Source organism: Rhizobium sp. CFBP 8762 (assembly GCF_014841565.1).
In the GTDB taxonomy this organism is placed as follows: domain Bacteria; phylum Pseudomonadota; class Alphaproteobacteria; order Rhizobiales; family Rhizobiaceae; genus CFBP-8762.
Genome location: NZ_JACYUD010000003.1, coordinates 336217 through 353677 on the forward strand (window position 1 = coordinate 336217; position 17461 = coordinate 353677).

29 protein-coding genes are annotated in these 17461 nt (G+C 56.3%); all 29 read left to right on the top strand.

Going from position 1 to position 17461, the window contains the following annotated elements; all coding sequences use genetic code 11:
- Positions 1–46 precede the first annotated feature (46 nt).
- The 29 genes from IFT84_RS10135 (at position 47) to IFT84_RS10275 (ending at position 17435) form a co-directional block, all read left to right on the top strand.
- Complete coding sequence (locus tag IFT84_RS10135; RefSeq protein ID WP_192118930.1) at positions 47–346, top strand: hypothetical protein; 300 nt, start codon at positions 47–49, stop codon at positions 344–346.
- 29 nt (positions 347–375) lie between these two features.
- Positions 376–741 (top strand): hypothetical protein, encoded by a 366-nt coding sequence (locus IFT84_RS10140; protein WP_192118932.1) that lies wholly within the window; start codon positions 376–378, stop codon positions 739–741.
- A complete protein-coding gene (locus IFT84_RS10145; RefSeq protein ID WP_192118934.1) occupies positions 741–1559 on the top strand; it encodes a ParB N-terminal domain-containing protein in 819 nt (272 codons plus the stop codon). The genes IFT84_RS10140 and IFT84_RS10145 overlap by 1 nt, the downstream gene beginning before the upstream one ends.
- Positions 1556–2014, top strand: coding sequence for a hypothetical protein (locus IFT84_RS10150; protein ID WP_192118936.1), 459 nt, complete (start codon positions 1556–1558; stop codon positions 2012–2014). Before IFT84_RS10145 ends, IFT84_RS10150 begins: the two co-directional genes overlap by 4 nt.
- Entirely contained in the window at positions 2014–2214 is a 201-nt protein-coding gene (locus tag IFT84_RS10155) for a hypothetical protein (protein ID WP_192118938.1), read from the top strand. The genes IFT84_RS10150 and IFT84_RS10155 overlap by 1 nt, the downstream gene beginning before the upstream one ends.
- The gene (locus IFT84_RS10160) at positions 2211–4190 is read left to right on the top strand and encodes a transposase domain-containing protein (RefSeq protein ID WP_342212857.1); all 1980 of its coding nucleotides are present in this window, start codon (positions 2211–2213) and stop codon (positions 4188–4190) included. Before IFT84_RS10155 ends, IFT84_RS10160 begins: the two co-directional genes overlap by 4 nt.
- A gap of 73 nt (positions 4191–4263) precedes the next feature.
- Positions 4264–5283, top strand: a complete 1020-nt coding sequence (locus tag IFT84_RS10165; protein ID WP_192118941.1) for an AAA family ATPase — start codon at positions 4264–4266, stop codon at positions 5281–5283.
- Positions 5283–5567 carry a hypothetical protein gene (locus tag IFT84_RS10170; RefSeq protein ID WP_192118943.1) on the top strand — a complete coding sequence of 95 codons (285 nt, stop codon included), beginning with the start codon at positions 5283–5285 and terminating at the stop codon, positions 5565–5567. The genes IFT84_RS10165 and IFT84_RS10170 overlap by 1 nt, the downstream gene beginning before the upstream one ends.
- A 2-nt stretch (positions 5568–5569) precedes the next feature.
- A complete protein-coding gene (locus tag IFT84_RS10175; protein WP_192118945.1) occupies positions 5570–5851 on the top strand; it encodes a hypothetical protein in 282 nt (93 codons plus the stop codon).
- Between the two features lie 52 nt (positions 5852–5903).
- The gene (locus IFT84_RS10180) at positions 5904–6563 is read left to right on the top strand and encodes a DUF3164 family protein (protein ID WP_192118947.1); all 660 of its coding nucleotides are present in this window, start codon (positions 5904–5906) and stop codon (positions 6561–6563) included.
- A complete protein-coding gene (locus IFT84_RS10185) occupies positions 6560–6904 on the top strand; it encodes a helix-turn-helix domain-containing protein (protein ID WP_192118949.1) in 345 nt (114 codons plus the stop codon). The genes IFT84_RS10180 and IFT84_RS10185 overlap by 4 nt, the downstream gene beginning before the upstream one ends.
- Positions 6905–7010: 106 nt before the next feature.
- A complete protein-coding gene (locus IFT84_RS10190; protein WP_192118951.1) occupies positions 7011–7439 on the top strand; it encodes a tellurite resistance TerB family protein in 429 nt (142 codons plus the stop codon).
- Positions 7432–7590, top strand: coding sequence for a hypothetical protein (locus tag IFT84_RS10195; protein ID WP_192118953.1), 159 nt, complete (start codon positions 7432–7434; stop codon positions 7588–7590). The genes IFT84_RS10190 and IFT84_RS10195 overlap by 8 nt, the downstream gene beginning before the upstream one ends.
- A gap of 65 nt (positions 7591–7655) precedes the next feature.
- Positions 7656–8342 (top strand): DUF7168 domain-containing protein, encoded by a 687-nt coding sequence (locus IFT84_RS10200; RefSeq protein ID WP_192118955.1) that lies wholly within the window; start codon positions 7656–7658, stop codon positions 8340–8342.
- Positions 8339–8740 carry a hypothetical protein gene (locus IFT84_RS10205; protein ID WP_192118957.1) on the top strand — a complete coding sequence of 134 codons (402 nt, stop codon included), beginning with the start codon at positions 8339–8341 and terminating at the stop codon, positions 8738–8740. The genes IFT84_RS10200 and IFT84_RS10205 overlap by 4 nt, the downstream gene beginning before the upstream one ends.
- A complete protein-coding gene (locus IFT84_RS10210) occupies positions 8737–9066 on the top strand; it encodes a hypothetical protein (protein WP_192118959.1) in 330 nt (109 codons plus the stop codon). The genes IFT84_RS10205 and IFT84_RS10210 overlap by 4 nt, the downstream gene beginning before the upstream one ends.
- Positions 9063–9323 (top strand): hypothetical protein, encoded by a 261-nt coding sequence (locus IFT84_RS10215; protein WP_192118961.1) that lies wholly within the window; start codon positions 9063–9065, stop codon positions 9321–9323. The genes IFT84_RS10210 and IFT84_RS10215 overlap by 4 nt, the downstream gene beginning before the upstream one ends.
- Positions 9320–9595, top strand: a complete 276-nt coding sequence (locus tag IFT84_RS10220; protein ID WP_192118963.1) for a hypothetical protein — start codon at positions 9320–9322, stop codon at positions 9593–9595. Before IFT84_RS10215 ends, IFT84_RS10220 begins: the two co-directional genes overlap by 4 nt.
- A 19-nt stretch (positions 9596–9614) precedes the next feature.
- Complete coding sequence (locus IFT84_RS10225) at positions 9615–10235, top strand: regulatory protein GemA (RefSeq protein ID WP_192118965.1); 621 nt, start codon at positions 9615–9617, stop codon at positions 10233–10235.
- A gap of 34 nt (positions 10236–10269) precedes the next feature.
- Positions 10270–10665 (top strand): hypothetical protein, encoded by a 396-nt coding sequence (locus IFT84_RS10230; protein ID WP_192118967.1) that lies wholly within the window; start codon positions 10270–10272, stop codon positions 10663–10665.
- Between the two features lie 94 nt (positions 10666–10759).
- Entirely contained in the window at positions 10760–11488 is a 729-nt protein-coding gene (locus tag IFT84_RS10235; protein WP_192118969.1) for an NlpC/P60 family protein, read from the top strand.
- Positions 11489–11498: 10 nt separating this feature from the next.
- A complete protein-coding gene (locus IFT84_RS10240; RefSeq protein ID WP_192118971.1) occupies positions 11499–11846 on the top strand; it encodes a hypothetical protein in 348 nt (115 codons plus the stop codon).
- The gene (locus IFT84_RS10245) at positions 11839–12054 is read left to right on the top strand and encodes a TraR/DksA family transcriptional regulator (RefSeq protein ID WP_192118973.1); all 216 of its coding nucleotides are present in this window, start codon (positions 11839–11841) and stop codon (positions 12052–12054) included. Before IFT84_RS10240 ends, IFT84_RS10245 begins: the two co-directional genes overlap by 8 nt.
- Entirely contained in the window at positions 12055–12387 is a 333-nt protein-coding gene (locus IFT84_RS10250) for a DUF2730 family protein (RefSeq protein WP_192118974.1), read from the top strand.
- Positions 12384–12686 carry a VpaChn25_0724 family phage protein gene (locus IFT84_RS10255; protein WP_192118976.1) on the top strand — a complete coding sequence of 101 codons (303 nt, stop codon included), beginning with the start codon at positions 12384–12386 and terminating at the stop codon, positions 12684–12686. The genes IFT84_RS10250 and IFT84_RS10255 overlap by 4 nt, the downstream gene beginning before the upstream one ends.
- A gap of 1 nt (position 12687) precedes the next feature.
- Complete coding sequence (locus tag IFT84_RS10260; RefSeq protein WP_192118978.1) at positions 12688–13266, top strand: phage protein Gp27 family protein; 579 nt, start codon at positions 12688–12690, stop codon at positions 13264–13266.
- Entirely contained in the window at positions 13263–14618 is a 1356-nt protein-coding gene (locus IFT84_RS10265; protein ID WP_192118980.1) for a terminase large subunit domain-containing protein, read from the top strand. Before IFT84_RS10260 ends, IFT84_RS10265 begins: the two co-directional genes overlap by 4 nt.
- Complete coding sequence (locus IFT84_RS10270; RefSeq protein WP_192118982.1) at positions 14618–16231, top strand: DUF935 domain-containing protein; 1614 nt, start codon at positions 14618–14620, stop codon at positions 16229–16231. The genes IFT84_RS10265 and IFT84_RS10270 overlap by 1 nt, the downstream gene beginning before the upstream one ends.
- 118 nt (positions 16232–16349) lie before the next feature.
- Entirely contained in the window at positions 16350–17435 is a 1086-nt protein-coding gene (locus IFT84_RS10275) for a phage head morphogenesis protein (RefSeq protein ID WP_192118984.1), read from the top strand.
- Positions 17436–17461 lie beyond the last annotated feature (26 nt).

The window sequence follows — 17461 nt, forward strand, 5'->3', positions numbered from 1 at the left end:
GGGCTCGCATCCCGACGCAATGACAAATCAGCATAGGAGAATTGACATGATCTCACTTACCAAAACGGCTGGCTATGAAGCAGCTCTTTCAGTTGTAGAGAACGCAGTCGAGACTGAAATCTACGATATCTCAACACAAACTGCTCTCGTCGAACTGCTCACTCTGTTTGGCGCAGACCAACTCCCGCCAGAAGGCCTCTTTTACACGGCCAAAGAGGTTGCGCTTTCGGTCCTCCATGACCCTTTCGATCCAGACAACGACCTTGAAATCAAGCTTCAAGACACACCATTAGCAACGATCCTGAACGATCACGGTCTGCGCATCTGCAAACACTTTGCCAGTTAAAAAACCATAAGTTGTCGGGGTAATTTGTCATGCTTAACCCATATTCGGCGGAAGATCGTACACAGCACATGGTTGCCAGCGCCTTCCGCGCTACACGCTCCCATTTCTCCCACCTTCCCTTACGTGACATCATCAATCCTCCTGTCGATCAGCTGGATGCGAAACTCGCTCGGCAGGTGGCCATTCACATTCTGAATACGGAATTTGAAATTCCACGCCGCCGAATTTGGGCGGTGCTCGGAATGGCTCGCGCCAACATCATTCTGGCTATCCGCAAAGTGGATGAACGGCTGACTGAGCCCATGTTTGAAAAGGCATATCAGCGGATCGCGGCGCGCGCGAAAGACATCTACATGAGCGAGATGTATGCGGATGCCTCCGAGGAGGCCGCGTGATGGCCGAGTTCAAACTTATTCCATTGGCATCCATCAATGTGGGAGATCGCGCCCGCCCTGTCGATGAGGACCATGCCTTGGCGATTGCTGCCAACATGGCAGAGCGTGGGCTGATCAATCCGATTACGGTTCGTCCTACACCTGCCGCCAAGCGCGGAACGACACCCTACACGCTGGTAGCAGGCGGACACCGTCTGCGGGCAGCGGAACTCAATCAGTGGACGGAAATCGACACAATAGTTGTGAACGCCGATGCGGCGGAAGCGCAACTGATGGAAATCAGCGAAAACCTGTTTCGCAATGAGCTTTCAGCCCTTGATCGTGGGTTATTCGTGATGAAGTACCGCGAAATCTTTGAAGAAAAAAATGGGAAAGTAACCCAAGGCGGTGACCGAAAATCAAAGTGCAACGATTGCACTTTGATTTTCGCCCCCGGCAGAGAGCTTTCGGAGCGGGTCCAAGACCGTCTAGGGATTGGCAGGCGCACATATTTTAATGTGCAAAAGATTGGTTTGAACCTGCACCCGTCACTCCGTGAGGCTGTTCGTGGAACGGCTGTCGAGAACGATCAAACCCGACTGCTCAAGCTGGCAAAGCTTCCACCAGAAGAACAATGCCGAATTGCGTCCACGCTGAAAGTTGAACGCGATATCGATCTGGTACTTCGCGCTGCAAAGCCGACGCCCGTCAAAATCGATCCACAATCGGAAATCTACTCCAAGCTGATTGATGCCTGGGCGCGGGCAAACTCGCAGACCAAGCAGCAATTTCTGGAGCACATCGGCATGGTTGACCCCATTCTGGAGGCTGCAGAATGACGAAGCCCGATCCGTTCCAGATGGACTTTTTTGAGCGTCCGGTGTTTCCGGTTCGCGTTCCCGTCAACCGCATTGACCTCGACCGTTTTCGCGCTCGCATCAAGCGCGCCATGGCGCGGGCCATCCGCGAATGTGAGTATGACCGGCCAACCATTGCGGCCCGTATGGCGCACTACCTCGGACTACCGAACCTGAACAAATCCACGCTGGACGCCTATACCGCCGAAAGCCGAACCACACACGATATCAGCCTTGTGCGCTTCTCTGCCTTTGTTCACGCCACTGGCGCGACATGGCTGTGGGATGAAGTTGTGGCCGACAACGGCGCGACGTTGCTGATTGGCGACGAGGCCAGGTGGGCCGAGATTGCCCGTCTGCGTGAAGAACAAGAGCGCAATAAAGCCAAGCTACGGCAACTGACGGCGGCACCTATCCAGAGCATGCGGGGGCGATGATGGCGAACAAGGTTTCACTGGCAAGCCAGATCGCAGCGGTTTCGATGTTTGTGCGGGGTGAGCATGTTCGCCTGAACAAGGGGCAGCGCGAGTTCATGCTTGCCCATATGGCGGCGGCGCTGGAAACCCTGAAATGGCTTTCCCGCAATGAGACGATCATTCGCGATTTCGTCTCTGCAAAGCAGGGAGAGCGCCAGTGAAAGAATGGTTTTCATTCAAAGCCCTTGCAGAGGCAAAGCTGCCCGGCCTGCCGCATTCGGAACGACGAGTTCGTGAATTTGCGAAACGCGCCGGATGGGATGCGTTCGCCGAAAAGTGCAGGCCGTCCGGGCAAACTGGTGGCGGGAAGCAATATCATATTAGCCTGTTGCCGGATGTTGCCCGTGCAAGGTTGCGTCACACGATAACAAATACCTTGCCTCACAGAACGGTTGAAGACGCAAAGCGAAGCCATGAGCTGTGGTCGAAGTTCAACGCTCTTTCTCAGAAGAATAAGGACATCTGCAAAAAGCGACTGGCGGCAGTGGACGACGTTGAGGAGCGCATTAGCGCTGGCGCAAAGGTGGTTGTAGCCGTTGCAGAAGCCGCGAAAGTCGCTGGTGTCAGTGACAGACATCTTTTCCGGTGGCGTCAAATGCTGGCAGGTGTTCGAAAGCATGATCGCTTAGCAGCGCTGTCCCCGTCCCTGCAAGCAACCTCTGAGTTCGCTGAATGCCATCCGATGGCATGGGAAGCCATCAAGAGTGACTACCTTCGACCTGAACGTCCGCGCTTCTCCGCTGTTGTCCGTCGCGTCGTCAATGCAGCCAAGAAGCACGGATGGGCTCCCATTCCATCGGAGCGCACCCTGCGTCGCCGCTTGGCAGCAGAAGTTTCCCGCGCTGAACAAATCGTCATGCGTGAGCGAAAAGAGGAAGCCAAAAAGCTTTATCCAGCTCAAAGGCGCACACGCTCGCATCTTCATGCAATGCAGCTCGTCAACATGGACGGCCACAAGCTCGACCTATTCGTCAAACTTCCTTGGAAAGAGGGAAAGACGCGCGTTATTCTTCTCGGCATACAAGATCTTTACTCTGGCAAAATCGTCGCTTGGCGTTTGACGGAAAGTGAAACATGGGAAGCCGTTCGTCTTGTTATAGGGGACATGGTGGAAGCATACGGCATTCCAGACGGTATATACCTAGATAACGGTAAGGCGTTTGCGTCCAAGTGGATCAGCGGTAAGAACGTTCAGCGGTTTCGCTTCAAGGTGAAACGGGAAGACCCAATGGGTCTCCTAACAACTCTCGCTATCGAAACGCATTTTACACTGCCCTACTCCGGTCAGTCCAAGCCTATTGAACGTGCGTGGCGAGATTTGGCGGAGGAAATATGCCGCCACCCGAGCGTCGCTGGAGCGTTCACAGGCACTAACGTCAACGATAAGCCCGAGAACCACGGCTCTCGCATCATACCTCTGGCGGACCTGCAAAGTCATGTCGCTTTGCGCATTGAAGAGCACAACGCTCGCACAGACCGTAATACTGCCACAGCCAAAAAACGATCTTTTGATGCGGTGTTTGCTGAGAGCATGGCACATCCCGCGACAATCGTCCGCCAGCCCTCACCTGCACAACGGGACCTTTGGTTGCTTGCATCCGAGGGGATCACCGCTCGAAAACCGGACGGGGCGATTCATTATCAGGGCAATCGCTACCACGCACCCGAGCTCAATCAGTTGGTGGGAAAGAAACTCATTATTCGGTTCGATCCAGACGCGCTGTACAAGCCTATTCGCGTTTACGACCTCGACAACAAGCTGATTTGCGAGGCTCGTTGCATTGATGACACTGGCTTCAATACGACCGCCGCTGGTCGCGAGCATGCGAAAGCACGCAAAAACTACCTAAAGGCAATCGAAGATCAAGCAGCCGCCCATAGGGTCTTGTCACCGATGGAACTTGGCAAGCTCTACGATGACGGACGCCGCGCGCAGGCCAAGCAGCAGCCAATCAAAACCAAAGTCACGCGACTGATAACCGGCAACCTTGCCCATGCGCCCGAGCCGGACGCAATCAGTGATGACGAAATGGCAAACAGTTTCTCACGTTCCCTCACCCGTATGTCGGGCGTGATCGAGTTCCCCACTGGGGATGCGGTGGGGCAACCCACCAAGAAAAGAAGAGCCGGTAAGTAGTGAGTACGGTTCCGACAAAAAAAGAGGGCGGGGGAAAACCCCGCCCAACAAAAGTACCTGAAAGGAACCTTAGATGAAGAAGCCTACCTCCACAAGTGCCGCGTGGGATACGCCCGAGCCTACCGCTGAATTTCTATTGAAGCATATGCCAGAGGATATTCACATATGGCAGACGCTACGTTCGCGTGTTGTTGAAGTTGCCAAGCAGAACGGCTGGACTAAGTCGGAAGTCGCTCGCCGTACCGGTATTGCTGACTCGACATTCAGTCAATGGACGAGTGGCAAGTATGAGGGCGTTCTACCAAATCAGAACCTGACCGTTTCTCAGTGGCTGGATGCTGTTGAGGTCAACGCCCAGATGGCGGCATCCGTTCCCCGGTCGCCCAAGTTCATCATGACAAAGGTTGCCTTTGACATCGTGGACGCCCTTTCGTGGACACAGGTGACCGCTGGCTTTGTGATGGTAACGCTAGGTGCCGGTGTGGGCAAAACGACCGCTTGCAGAAACTTTCGCGATACCCGGCCACACGTTTACCTCGCGACGATCAGCCCTTCGACCAAAACCACGCATGGGATGCTTGTGGAGCTGGCCGAGGAAATCGGTGTTCAGGAACACAACCCAGCCAAGCTTGTGCGAGCCATTGGCGCGAAGCTGAAACGGATCGGTGACGGGACGTTGCTGATTGTGGATGAGGCACAAAACCTGCTGCCCGAAGCCGTTAACCAGCTTCGTCATTTCAGCGATGTTTACGAGTGCGGCGTTGCCCTCGTCGGCAATGAAGAAATCGCTACTCAACTGGACACCCGCAAGGCGTCATCCAGCAAAGGACAGGTTTCCAGCCGCTTTGACAAGCGCGTCATGAAGGAACGATCCCGCGCAGACGATATTTCGGATTTTCTGGCGGCATGGAACATCAAGGACGAGGACTGCATCACGTTCCTCACCGGCATAGGCATGAAAGCCGGCGCCCTTCGCCAGATCGATAAGACCATCAAGCTTGCCCTGATGCTGTCTAACGGCATGGGCGAACAACTCGCTTTAAAACACGTCAAAAAAGCTTGGGAAAATCGCGATGTTGGAGGGCTGCTGTAATGCAGGCTTTCCACGACGCCACAATCAGCGAGACGTTGCAGCACCTTCGCAACGAAGCTGCGGAATGCCTCCCCGGCCATCCGTTCCAGATCATTCTCGACCAGCAACTACGGGTGCTCCGAGATTACGCCATCGGAATAGAGCTGGAACTGTGCATTTTCCGCAGCGACGAGCCGCGCAGGCAGGCCCGAGTCATGATGGCCGAGGAAAGCACGAGTGCCCTTCGCCAATTGGTTCAAGGCAACGACGACAAAATCGTCCGGCCCGAGTTCGGCAAGAAGTGAGCGTGGCGATGACATCAAACGGGCCATTCTTCCTTTCAGAGGCGCTCTCACATCTTCGCGAGGAAATTCAAGTGGAGTTAGCCGCAGGCCGCAGGCTTGAGCTTCGCGTCATGCAGACCATGGCGCTGCTGTTGCGATACTGCGTTGACGAGATACGGCGGCGCGAACTGGAAGACATCGAGCGCGCCATCACCGGAGCCCTGCCGCCCGGCGTCGTGTCCCTCCACCGGAAACGCCAAGAGAAAACCGCTCCCATACCGCCAGACGGAGGCGGCGCGGCGTGATGCCGCGAAGCCTCTTCAATAACCTTTCCAACACCCTTTGAGGACTATCGAAATGGACGCAGTCATTCTGGAAGAAAAGCCCGCCGAAGGCATCATTGTCATCAACGGCAGGGATTTCATGATCAACGCCAAGGGCGGTTACGATGCCGCCGCCAGCGTCAAGGATCAGTACAAGCTGGAAGATCAAACGGTGCGCAAGTGCATCGCCTTCGCCGAAGAGTTGAACGGCCAACTCGCCCGGTTCCGTGACCATACGGCCTCTGACCTGTTGGCGCTCGATACCCTGCTTGCCGAGAAGTACGATGTGAAGATCGGCGGCAAGAAAGGAAACCGCACCTACCAGACTTACGACGGGCTGATGAAAGTACAAGTTCAGGTGTCCGATTTGATTACGTTTGGCCCTGAATTGCAGGTCGCCAAAGTGCTGGTTGACGAATGCCTGACAGAGTGGAGCGCCGATAGCCGCCCGGAAATCCAGTCATTGGTAACGCGCGCGTTCAACACGGACAAGGAAGGCCAAGTTAGCCGATCTGATGTGTTCATGCTCCTTAAACTTGAAATGAACGACGCGCGCTGGACGAAAGCCATGGACGCCATCCGCGATGCAATCCGCGTCACGGGTTCCAAAGAGTATGTCCGCTTCTACAAGCGTTCGAGCGTGGACGCAGAATTCAAGGCCATCACCATCGATCTCGCAAAGACAGGTGCATGATGACCAAAATAAACACTGACCGAGATCGTTTGATCGGCGACAGAGTGAGGGCTGCGCGCACGCTGCGCGGCCTGTCGCAAGAGAAGCTTGGCGAGGCATGCGGTGTCACGTTCCAGCAAATCCAGAAGTACGAACGCGGCACCAATCGGGTTTCTGGATCGCGCTTCATCGACATTGCCCTTGCGCTTGACGTCACAGTTGAATGGTTTTTCGCAGACTTCGTCCAAGGCTCCGAAAAGCCGGATCTCGTGGCGGAGCTCGTGCGGGAAAACAGGCAGATGAAACGCAAGCTGACAAGCTTGGAAATCATGCTGAAAACAAATCACGAGAACCCGGCCTAACGAGCTGGCGGAGCGGCTCGCCGCTCCGCATCCATCATCCGCTTCTGCATCCGCAAGCCGTGCGCATTTGGAAACGGATGGACCGTTTCAAGAAAGGGAAATCGTTATGTTTGGTTCATTGAAAGCAAAGTTCTCCGGTAGCGTGAACAAGTACTCCGGCCGGAAAGACTTCCTAGAGGCTGTATGCGCGGCTGCAGCATTGGTTGCAGCCGCAGACGGCGACATCTCGGACGCAGAAGTCGATCAGACGGTCAAGGCCGTTGCCTCAAACGTCAACCTGTCAGCCGCCTTCAAGCCTGCAGAAATCGAGCGCGTCGCCGACGCCATGCTGAAACGGGCGCAAGGTGGCCGTGTCGGACGAAACGGCCTTTACAAGGAAATCGAGCAGATCGCCAGCGATCCCGAAATGGCTGAGACTGTGCTGCTATCCTCGCTCGATGTCGCTGATCAGGGCGGGATCGATGCAAAGGAAAAGGACGTGCTCGACAAGATCGCCCGTAGCCTGGGCCTAAACCTTGCGAGCTATGATGTCTGATAGCCAAGCCACGAAACTGCCAGCGCTCGGACTGGGCATTATCGCCGCCACATTGATCGGCGCGCAACTGATTGTGCCGGCACTGTTCGATTTGCTGTTTAGCCTCGCAGCTTTTGGCCTCGGCTGGCTGGCGGGAAGGCTCGCGAAATAGCCACTGACACCCGCAGCCCGCCCTAAGGCGGGCTGCGTACGACCCCGGCTTATAGGACCTGCAAAATGACCACGGACAATCTGAAAAAGAAGATCGCAGCCTTGCGCCAGAAGACTACGGCGCAGGGCTGCACCGAAGACGAGGCCATGGCGGCAGCCATGAAGGCCGCCGAACTGATGCGCGAGCATGGTTTGACGGATGACGATCTGGACATGGGCAGTGAGGACGTCGTCACACGACTTTCGATCAAGTCCGATGGACCGAAACTATGGTCCGCGATCGGACGGGCGACCAACACTGCCGTTCTGACATTTACGAGCGCACGGGTCCGCACTGTGACATTTACCGGCAGACCTGTCGGTACAACCGTGGCGGTGTACCTGTTGGAGGTTTGCGAAAACGCAATCCAACACGAAACGGCAAAGTTTCGTAAGGGCGCTTTCTATCGCCGCCGCCGCACTCCTGCGACACGCGCCCAGGCCGCACGTGACTTTGGCAGCGGCATGATCACGCGGCTCATACCCCGTCTCTACAAGGTGTTTGCAGATACAATGGACGCTGACGAGCACCGAAAGGCACTCGATGCCCGTGACCGTGCAAACCCCTATAGCGCGCCCTTCACACCAAAGGTGACCAAAAGTCGTTTCGATAACGCCAGATGGGCCGGATGGGACGCGGGTGGAAAGGTCACGCTCGCTCGTGGCGTCAACGAAGACAATCAACCCACAAAGCTAATCGGGAGTAACGCATGACACAGCAGCCGACTGATCAGCCATTGACGTTTGGTTATACCAACTGGCGGGGCGAGTACGGTATTCGTACCGCCGTCCCTATGCGGGTTTGGTTCGGCACAAGCGAATGGCACAAAGAGCCTCAATGGCTTTTGACAGCCTGGGACATTGAGAAGAACGCAGCCCGTGAATTTGCCCTGTGCGATATGGTCCTGGTCAAACTGGATAAAGTCACAGCACTAGAGGAACGACTGCGGGAAGCTAACGAGCGGGCCGATCGTATGGCAGCCGATTGGTTTCAGTTTTGCGAGGATATGGGCGAGACCCCTGACGCCCATGAGGCCGTCGCATACTCGTTGCAGGCCCGGATCAGCAATTTAGAGCAAGCTACAGCCAGAGATGGGAGTGCGGTGATATGAGCAACCCAGCGCACTGGTCAGCCCAAGGTGACCACGTTCTGTTTACCCGACTTCCGGGTGGACGAATAAATGATGATGGTACTGTTACATTGTCCATGAGGTTTCCAGTTCTACGGGTCAGCGAGTGGATAGAGGACACTGAGAATACGGCTCAGCAAATCGCAGACGCCCTCAATGTGCGTGAAGAGATGCTGGAAGCGCTGATAGCGCTCGCGGCTTTGGCAGAAATTGAATTGGGGGCATCTGTCCCACTCGATATGGCCCTGAAAGCCATTGCGAAAGGGCAAGCCGTTTCTGACGAAGCCTTAGACGGCGGTGCAGTGTGAGCACCATCTTTCTGGACGAGCATTGCACCGTCAAAAGCTATTCTGCTTCAAGCAAAAACGGCAAGTCGATGGTCCGTATCGAAATTGAGGTGCGCGATCACTACAGCCTTGGATGCCTTCTCCGGGAGCTGGACCGTACGCGAGAAGAACAGCAAGCGGACAAAGCAAGCGCGCGAAAGCCGAAAGCCAAATCCGCGCAACTCGCGTTACCGCCTCCTCCCTTGCGCCTTAATCACTTTGGGGATGCAGACTGGTGAAGACGATTTCCATCCTCAACCCGTCCTACTCGGAGGGCTATGCGCTTTGTTCGCCTGAAGGCGCAATCGTTGGCCATAGCTACCGGAAGACACGGCCGGAAAGCATCCATTCGGTCTACCCCGACACCAAGCGCGGAAACGCTCGATGGAGCCGCGCCCAGGCCGAGGGTTGGACGGTGTTGTTCGTCTACGCCCGCATCTTTGTCCCGCAATATTTCAGAGCCGACAACGCCAACGATCCTGTGGTCGATGATCAAGACGATCAGGCCTGACCCCTTCGAAAGGTAATTTATGAGCAGTTCCATTGCAGCCATCCACGTCGCCAAAAAGCAGCTCGGGTTTGATGACGATACATACCGCGCGAAACTTCGAGTGATCACTGGTAAGACATCCACTAAATCCATGACCGAAACCGAGCGGCAACAGGTTCTGACGGTTCTGCGCAGCGAAGGTTTCAAACCCATTGAACGCCGCGCAAACGGACGGCAAAAGCTGACTGGTCCGTTTGCCAAAAAGCTCCAGGCACTGTGGATCGCAGGCTACAACCTTGGGCTTATCGAGAAGAACGACGACGCGGCATTGCTGGCGTTCGTCAAGCGTCAGACCGGCATCGATCACACTCGGTTTCTGCACTTCCCTGATGACGCAGCCAAAGCAATCGAAGGGCTTAAACGGTGGCTAGCCCGCGACGGCGGCGTCGACTGGAGCGGCCCTGCTCCGTCGAAGGCTCCCGGTTACAGGATCGCATTCGCGCAATGGACAATGCTGTGCCCAGGCGGTGAACGCGATTTTTGGGATGTGATCGCCGACATGCTCGATCTGGACGAGGCTGGACCAGACCTCCCAAGCGACCAATGGATAACTGTGATGAACGCGTTTGGCGTCCGTCTTCGAGCCAGCAAGGCAACTTAATAGGCAAAACAACTGCTAAGGTATAGAGGCCACCATGAGCCCGTCTTTAAACGACACCGACGAGCACGAAACACTGACCGATGAACTGCATGATGCACTTGGCGTCGTCGGCTTTTTGGTGCTCACGGAAGTTTATGGCGGCCTGCGTCTATTCGTGCCGAGCGATAATTTACGCTCCGCCCTCGGCGAACAGATCGGCGAGGATAATGCACGCCGTCTAGCCAAGCTCTACGGCGGTAGCTATATCAGAGTCCCGTTGGCGCGTGAGTTTCGCGCGCGCATCTACCGCAACGCTGGCGCCAAGAATGGCGAAATCGCGCGTAAGCTTGGCTTGACCGAAACCGGCGTTGAGAAGCTATTCCGCCGGTCGGAAAAGAAGCTTGGCGGCAAAGGCCAAAAGAAAGACCCCCGTCAGTTCGAGATGTTTTGACCGCCTGCCCGCCTTTGCGGGCATGATGTAAACGGCGCGCCACCGCTACCCTGCATCCAGATTTCGTCGCAATGGTCACGATCTGGAGCCCTCAATGTCTTTCGAAAAATGGCTGATAAACCGCCTTCTGGCGCATGGGGCATATTCCGGAAAAGCGGATGCTGCCTATGGCCGCGAGGCCATCGCGGCCTTGAAGCGGTTTCAAAAGGCCGTTGGCCTAAAGACGAACGGCCTGGCCGACGATGTCACGGTTGAGGCTTTGCGCAAACCCGCCACATCTCCCCGCTTTGACGCCGTGATTGATCCAGCCCCCGTCATTCCTGCCGAACCCGTCTGGATGCGTGAAGCCATGCGCTTTGCCGGGCTGGCCGAGATCTCCGGAGAAAAATCAAACCCGACAATCATGGGCTGGGCCAAGCGCCTGGGTGGATGGGTGGCAGGCTTTTATACCAATGACGACATTCCATGGTGCGGCCTTGCCATGGCGCATTGGATCGGCGTGACGCTGCCCAAGGAGCCGCTGCCATCCAATGTGCTCTCGGCGCTCGCTTGGGTAAAGTTCGGTGAATTCATATATGAACCGTCGCTTGGCGCGATCATGGTGTTTGTGCGTCCGGGCGGCGGGCATGTCGGCCTGTACCAGGGCGAAGACGCCACCCACTATCACATTCTGGGCGGCAACCAGCAGAACGCCGTCAACGTGACGCGGATCGCCAAAGATCGCTGCATTGCCAAACGCTGGCCGAAAACCGCGCCGCTCCCGCCCGCTGGCCCGGTCAAGGTCTCGGCCTCCGGCGTCAAAATCTCCCGTAACGAAGCCTGAAAGAGCCACCATGAAACAACTGATATTAGAAGCGTTGCTGCCCATCATCGGCGCGATTGCTGCCATTGTGCTGCCGACCGTCCTGACGCTTGCGACAAACAAGTTCTCACAGTTAACCGGGCTGCAAATCGAAGCTCAGCGCCGCGAAGCACTTCAGTCTGCTTTGGCAAACGCTGCGCGAATCCTCCTGTCCGGCACATCGTCAAAGTCAACGGCGGTCGAATACGTGCGGCGCTCGGTTCCGCAGGCCCTGACATTCTTCGATATCGACATTGACGATGATGATCGCATCTCAGAGCTGCTTGCCCCGCATGTCGCTGCCCAAGCCAGTCAGACGACCAAACCGGCCAATGTCTAGTGATGACCAGATCGCGGCGGCCGAGGCGCATATCGCCAGAGCCGCTGCCCTCAAGATCGAAGCAGCCCACCGGGCGGTCTCAAGCATAGGCTACCGCTGGTGCTGTGACTGTGGCGTTGAGATTTCCATTGAGAGACGTGCAGCCCTGCCATCGGCTCGGCGCTGCATAGACTGCCAAGAGCGCCACGAGCGCAAGAAGAGGTTTTAAATGGCGCTGGATTTAGCCCCGATCATGCCATGGGTGGCCGCAGTCCTGTCGCTGCTTGCCCTTGGCGACCGTGTATTCAGTTGGTTTTCATCTGGTGAGAAAGCCCTTGGGGACCGCCTGGCAAAGGCGGAAAACACCCTGATTGCCCACGACCGGCGTATCCAGTCCGTCGAGGGCGAACTCGATCATCTGCCAAACAAGGATGTTTTGCATCGCTTCGAGCTGCTGCTTGAGAAGATGTCCGGCCGCATTGATGTCATGGACGCAAGCCTCAAGCCGATCGCCGCCACCACCACCCGCCTGCAACGCCTACTTGAAGAGCAAGCGAAATGAGCATCGACACCATTGTCAAAGAAGAGTCCCGTCTGATCATTCTCAAGGTCCTGAATGACGAACCCGGCCGCACCGTCACGTCCGAAGCTATCCGGCGCTTTCTGCTAACGGACTTCCTGATCGACAAGCCGCGCGCATGGGTCGAGCAGGAGTTTTCCTACCTGAAGGATATGGGCGCAATCGAGGTTGTCGCGGCTGGTACGGTCAAGATCGCCAAGCTGACCGAACACGGAGCGCGCCATCTGCGCGGGAACATCATCATTCCCGGCGTTCAAGCAGCCACTTTGAGCGGAGCCTGACATGGCAGAGCGCAAGACGCGCGGTCGCCTATCCAGTCTGGACCTGTTGCCTGAAGAAGCGCAGGACGATCTGTTGTGGGCGATGGCGGAACTGAACGCCAACAAGCGGACGCAGGCCGATATCCTGTTTGAGCTAAATGACCGGCTTGAAGTGAAAGGCGTGGACGCCATTTCACGCTCCGCCTTTAATCGCAAAAGTACGTCGCTTGCCGCCCGAGCGATGCAGCTCGAAGAACGCCGTCACGTCTATGCTGGCATCGCAGAGCGGCTGACGCCGGATGAGGTTGGCAAATCCGATCTTGTACTCGGCGAATTCTTGAAAATCGTAATCGATCGACTGACGCTTGCAGGCGAAATCGACAGCAAGTCGATCATGGAACTCGCGCGTGCCTATAAGGATACCGTTGTTGCGCAGCGACATTCCGCCGAGCATCAGAAGAAAGCGGAAGAGCGCGCGAAGACCAAGCTCGATAAAGCCATGGATGCCGCTGAAGGTCTTGTGGGCCAGAGCGACAAAAAGGATGGCATGGCCGTCATCAAGAAAATCCGCGAAGAAATCTACGGGATTTTTGACGAATGAAACCGGCAGTCCCTCTCTACGGCTATCAAAAACGTTGGTTCCTCGACCGGCCACGTTTTAAGATCGGCAAGTTTGCCCGCCAGACGGGCAAAACCTTTACGACCGGCCTGGAACTGGTAGACGATTGCTATGTTGCCGCCGCCCAAGGTCGCCGTTCGCCATGGGTTATCTTGTCGCGAGGCGAACGCCAGGCGCGCGAAGCAATCAACGAGGCGATCAAACCTCACGCCAAAGCCTACGGCATGATGTTTGAGGAGTTGGAATACGACTGGGAAGGCGAAAGCGGAACCCATAAGGCTCTGGAAGTCATCCTGCCTAATCGCAACAGCATTCTGGCCTTACCTGCAAATCCCGACACCGCACGTGGCTTTTCCCGCAACGTCTTTCTGGACGAGTTCGCTTTCCACAAGGATAGCAAAGCCATATGGGGGGCGTTGTTTCCGGTCATATCCAAGGGCTGGAACATTCGCGTCACCTCGACACCCAACGGTAAGGGCAACAAATTTTACGAGTTGATGACCGCCGACGATGACACATGGTCACGGCATATCGTCGATATCCACAAGGCGGTAGAAGACGGACTGCCTCGCAACATTGACGAGCTACGCGCGGGTCTTGCCGACGATGATTTGTGGGCGCAGGAGTTCGAACTCAAGTGGCTGGACGAGGCGAGCGCCTGGTTGTCCTACGATCTGATTTCATCGGTCGAGAACGCTGGTGCCGGAGATCCCGATGGCTATCAGGGCAATATCTGTTTTGTCGGTCGTGATATCGGTCGACGCAACGACCTCCATGTTATCTGGGTTTGGGAGTTAGTCGGCGATGTTCTGTGGTGCCGGGAAATCATCGAGCAGAAGCGCGAAACCTTCGCATCCATGGACATGGCTTTCGACGAAGTCATGCGTACATACAATGTGGGCAGGGTCTGCATCGACCAGACCGGTATGGGCGAGAAAGTCGTTGAAGACGCGGTAAGCCGGTATGGAAGCCGTATTGAAGGCGTTTTGTTTTCCAGCGCCAGCAAGCTTGTCATGGCAACGGCTGGCAAGGAAGCATTTGAAGATCGGAAAGTCCGCATCCCTGAGGGCAACGTTCCGCTTCGCTCCGACCTGCACAAACTTCGCAAAGTCTCGTCCCCGACAGGCGCACCGCGTTTTGTTGCCGAACGTGACGACGACCATGCCGACAGAACATGGGCTGCTTTCCTCGGCATTCACGCAGCGGGTGAAAATGTCGTTTGCTACGGCTACGAGACAGACCGCAGCGGATCGTCTGCTGACGTTGATCGACGCGCCAGGCTTGACGATGACCGTAAAAACACCGCCGACGTGACGTTGAGAGGATATTGCTAATGGCAAGCTTGCGTGACTGGCTCGGCAATATCATCAAGAGCAAACTCTTGTCGGAAAGCATTGCGACCGCAGATCGAGCGCGCGGCCGTGATCCGCAGTCCGGTCATGCCGCAGACTTTATGACGCCTGTAAAGCTCACTCGCATTTTGAAGGCTGCGGCGGATGGTGATCCGCTTGCGTATTTCGAACTGGCCGAGGATATCGAGGAGCGCGATCCGCATTACACGGCGGTCCTTGGCACCCGCAAGCGCGCCGTAGCTCAATTGCCTATTACTGTTAAGGCCGCCAGTGACAGCGCAGCCCACAAACAACATGCCGATCTGGTGCAGCAATGGCTCGATCGGCAAATCCTGCAAGCCAGTCTGTTTGATATGCTTGACGCGATCGGCAAGGGCATTTCGGTGCTTGAGGTCGATTGGCAGGCACGCGGAAATATCTTGCTTCCAGCAGCGCTCATGTGGCGGCCGATGCGGTGGTTCGTGCTGGACGATAGCGACGGGGAAACCCTGATGCTGCGCGACGGCGTTCATCGCGAACCCATGGCAGAACACAAGTTCATCATCCATCGACACAAGGCAAAATCCGGCCTGACGATCCGATCGGGTGTTGCCCGCATCGCTGCCTGGTCGTGGATGTTCAAAAGCTTCACCATCAAGGACTGGGCAATCTTTTGTCAGAATTTCGGGCAACCGATCCGCATCGGCAAGTATGGGCGGGGCGCAACGGAAGCCGAGAAAGACATCCTTTGGAGAGCGGTATCCAATATCGCGGGCGACTGCGCAGCGATTGTCCCGCTTGATATGCTGATCGAATTTCACGAGGTCGGATCAAAGGGTTCATCCACTGACATGTACGAGCGCCGCGCCGACTGGCACGATCGCACGATCTCAAAACTCATTCTCGGCCAGACCACGACCACGGACGCAGTGTCAGGCGGCCATGCCGTCGCGCAAGAACATCGGCTGGTGCAGGAAGATATCGAACGGGCCGACGCGACGATGGCAACGGCGACACTCAACGGCCAGCTCGTGCCCAACATTGTCGCTTTCAATTTCGGGCCACAGGATGTCTATCCGAAAATCCGGATCGGTCGGCCCGACGAGGTGCCGCTGGAAATCTTCTCGAAATCCTTTGCCGAACTCGCGCCGTATGGTTTGACCGCCGAGATGTCTTACATGCGCGATCGGCTGGGAATACCGACACCGAAGGCAGATGCGGAACTTGTCGGCGGACAGCAGGCCACTGCGACCGGTGCGGCCGGTGCGAACAGCGCCACGGTTGCGGCAGACCAGAAGCCCAGACCGGAAAAGGCCGTTCAACACCTCTTCAATGACCTGTTTAAGACAGCGCGCCAAAACCGAACAACGCCTGACGCTCTGATTGAGACACTGACGGAACGACTGGAAGACGATGCGGCGGATGCGCTCGACGGCATGATCGACGAGGTGCGCGCCGCCATCATGTCAGCCACCAGTTTGAGCGATGCGGCCGAGCGACTGGCAGCACTCGATCTGAATGCCGATGCACTGGCCGACGCTATGGCGCGTGGTATGGCTTTATCGCATTTGGCAGGACAAGCAGCCTTGATCGATGATCTCCAGGGACGGTCATGAATTTAAGGCCGCCAGCGCGTTTTTGTATTCAGGCCCTTTGCGTTGGTACTGTTGCGCATAAAAACGCGCCCACGGACTTTGAAGCGGCTTCGAAATCGATCTATTCAGGCAGTCGGGCATGACAACCACGGCTGAAGCGCTCGACCTGCCGTTTTTGGAAGCAATCGACTTCCTGAAGTCGAAAACGGCAATCCCGACAACAAGCTGGCGCGACGTTTGGGATGCGGCGCATTCCAAGATGTTCATGGTCGCCGGGGCCAATACACAAGCGCTGGTCGATGGGTTCAAGGCCGAGATTGAGAAGGCGCTGATCACCGGCAGCACACAAGCTGATTTTGACAAGGGCTTTGATAGTCTCGTTAAAAAACATGGCTGGTCGTACAAGGGAGAACGCGGCTGGCGCACCCGCATCATTTTTGAAACGAATCTTCGCACCGCCCATGCAGCCGGACGCTATGCGCAGCTGACAAAGCCCGACACGCTGCAAGCGTTTCCGTACTGGCAGTACAATCATTCTGGCGCAAAACATCCCCGCCGCAATCACCTGGCATGGGATGGCAAGGTGTATTCGGCTGACGATCCGTTCTGGGACACGAACTATCCGCCGAACGGCTTTGGTTGCGGTTGCTTTGTCACACCGGTATCGCGCTCCGGCCTGTTACGGCTTGTCAAAAGTCGCCCCGATGTGGCACCCGATCTCGACCAGCTCGGCACGGATCAACCGCTCGGTGTCGATCCGTCATTTGCCTACAATCCGGGCAAAGCCTGGCTTGCGCGCACGTTGCCTGGGCCGATTGCTATCAGTGCCGACGAGGCCCAGATCGCGGCCTTTGTCGTCTCTGCGCTGCGAGGCAAGCGGCTCGATGGAACCTGGACGCCGGTAGCGACAGCGAAAGACGAGATTGCCGCGCTCCTGAATGTGAAGCCTGAAACGGAAATCCGTCTGTCGGCCGACACGATCCGCAGCCACGTCAAGCACGAGGTTGCCACGCCAGCGGCTTATGGCGTGTTGCCGAAATGGCTCGTTGAGAAAGGCAGGTTGATGCGCGATAAGCAGGGCCGATGGTCTTTTATTGGTGAATTTGACGGGCAGCTTTATCGAGCTGCAATCAAGGTCGTCCGTGCGAATGGGCATGATGAGATATATTTGACGTCCCTTCGCAGAACGAACATCAACCAAATCAAAAATCAGTTTGAAGAATGACGCGCCGGGGGGCCGGAAATGCCAAT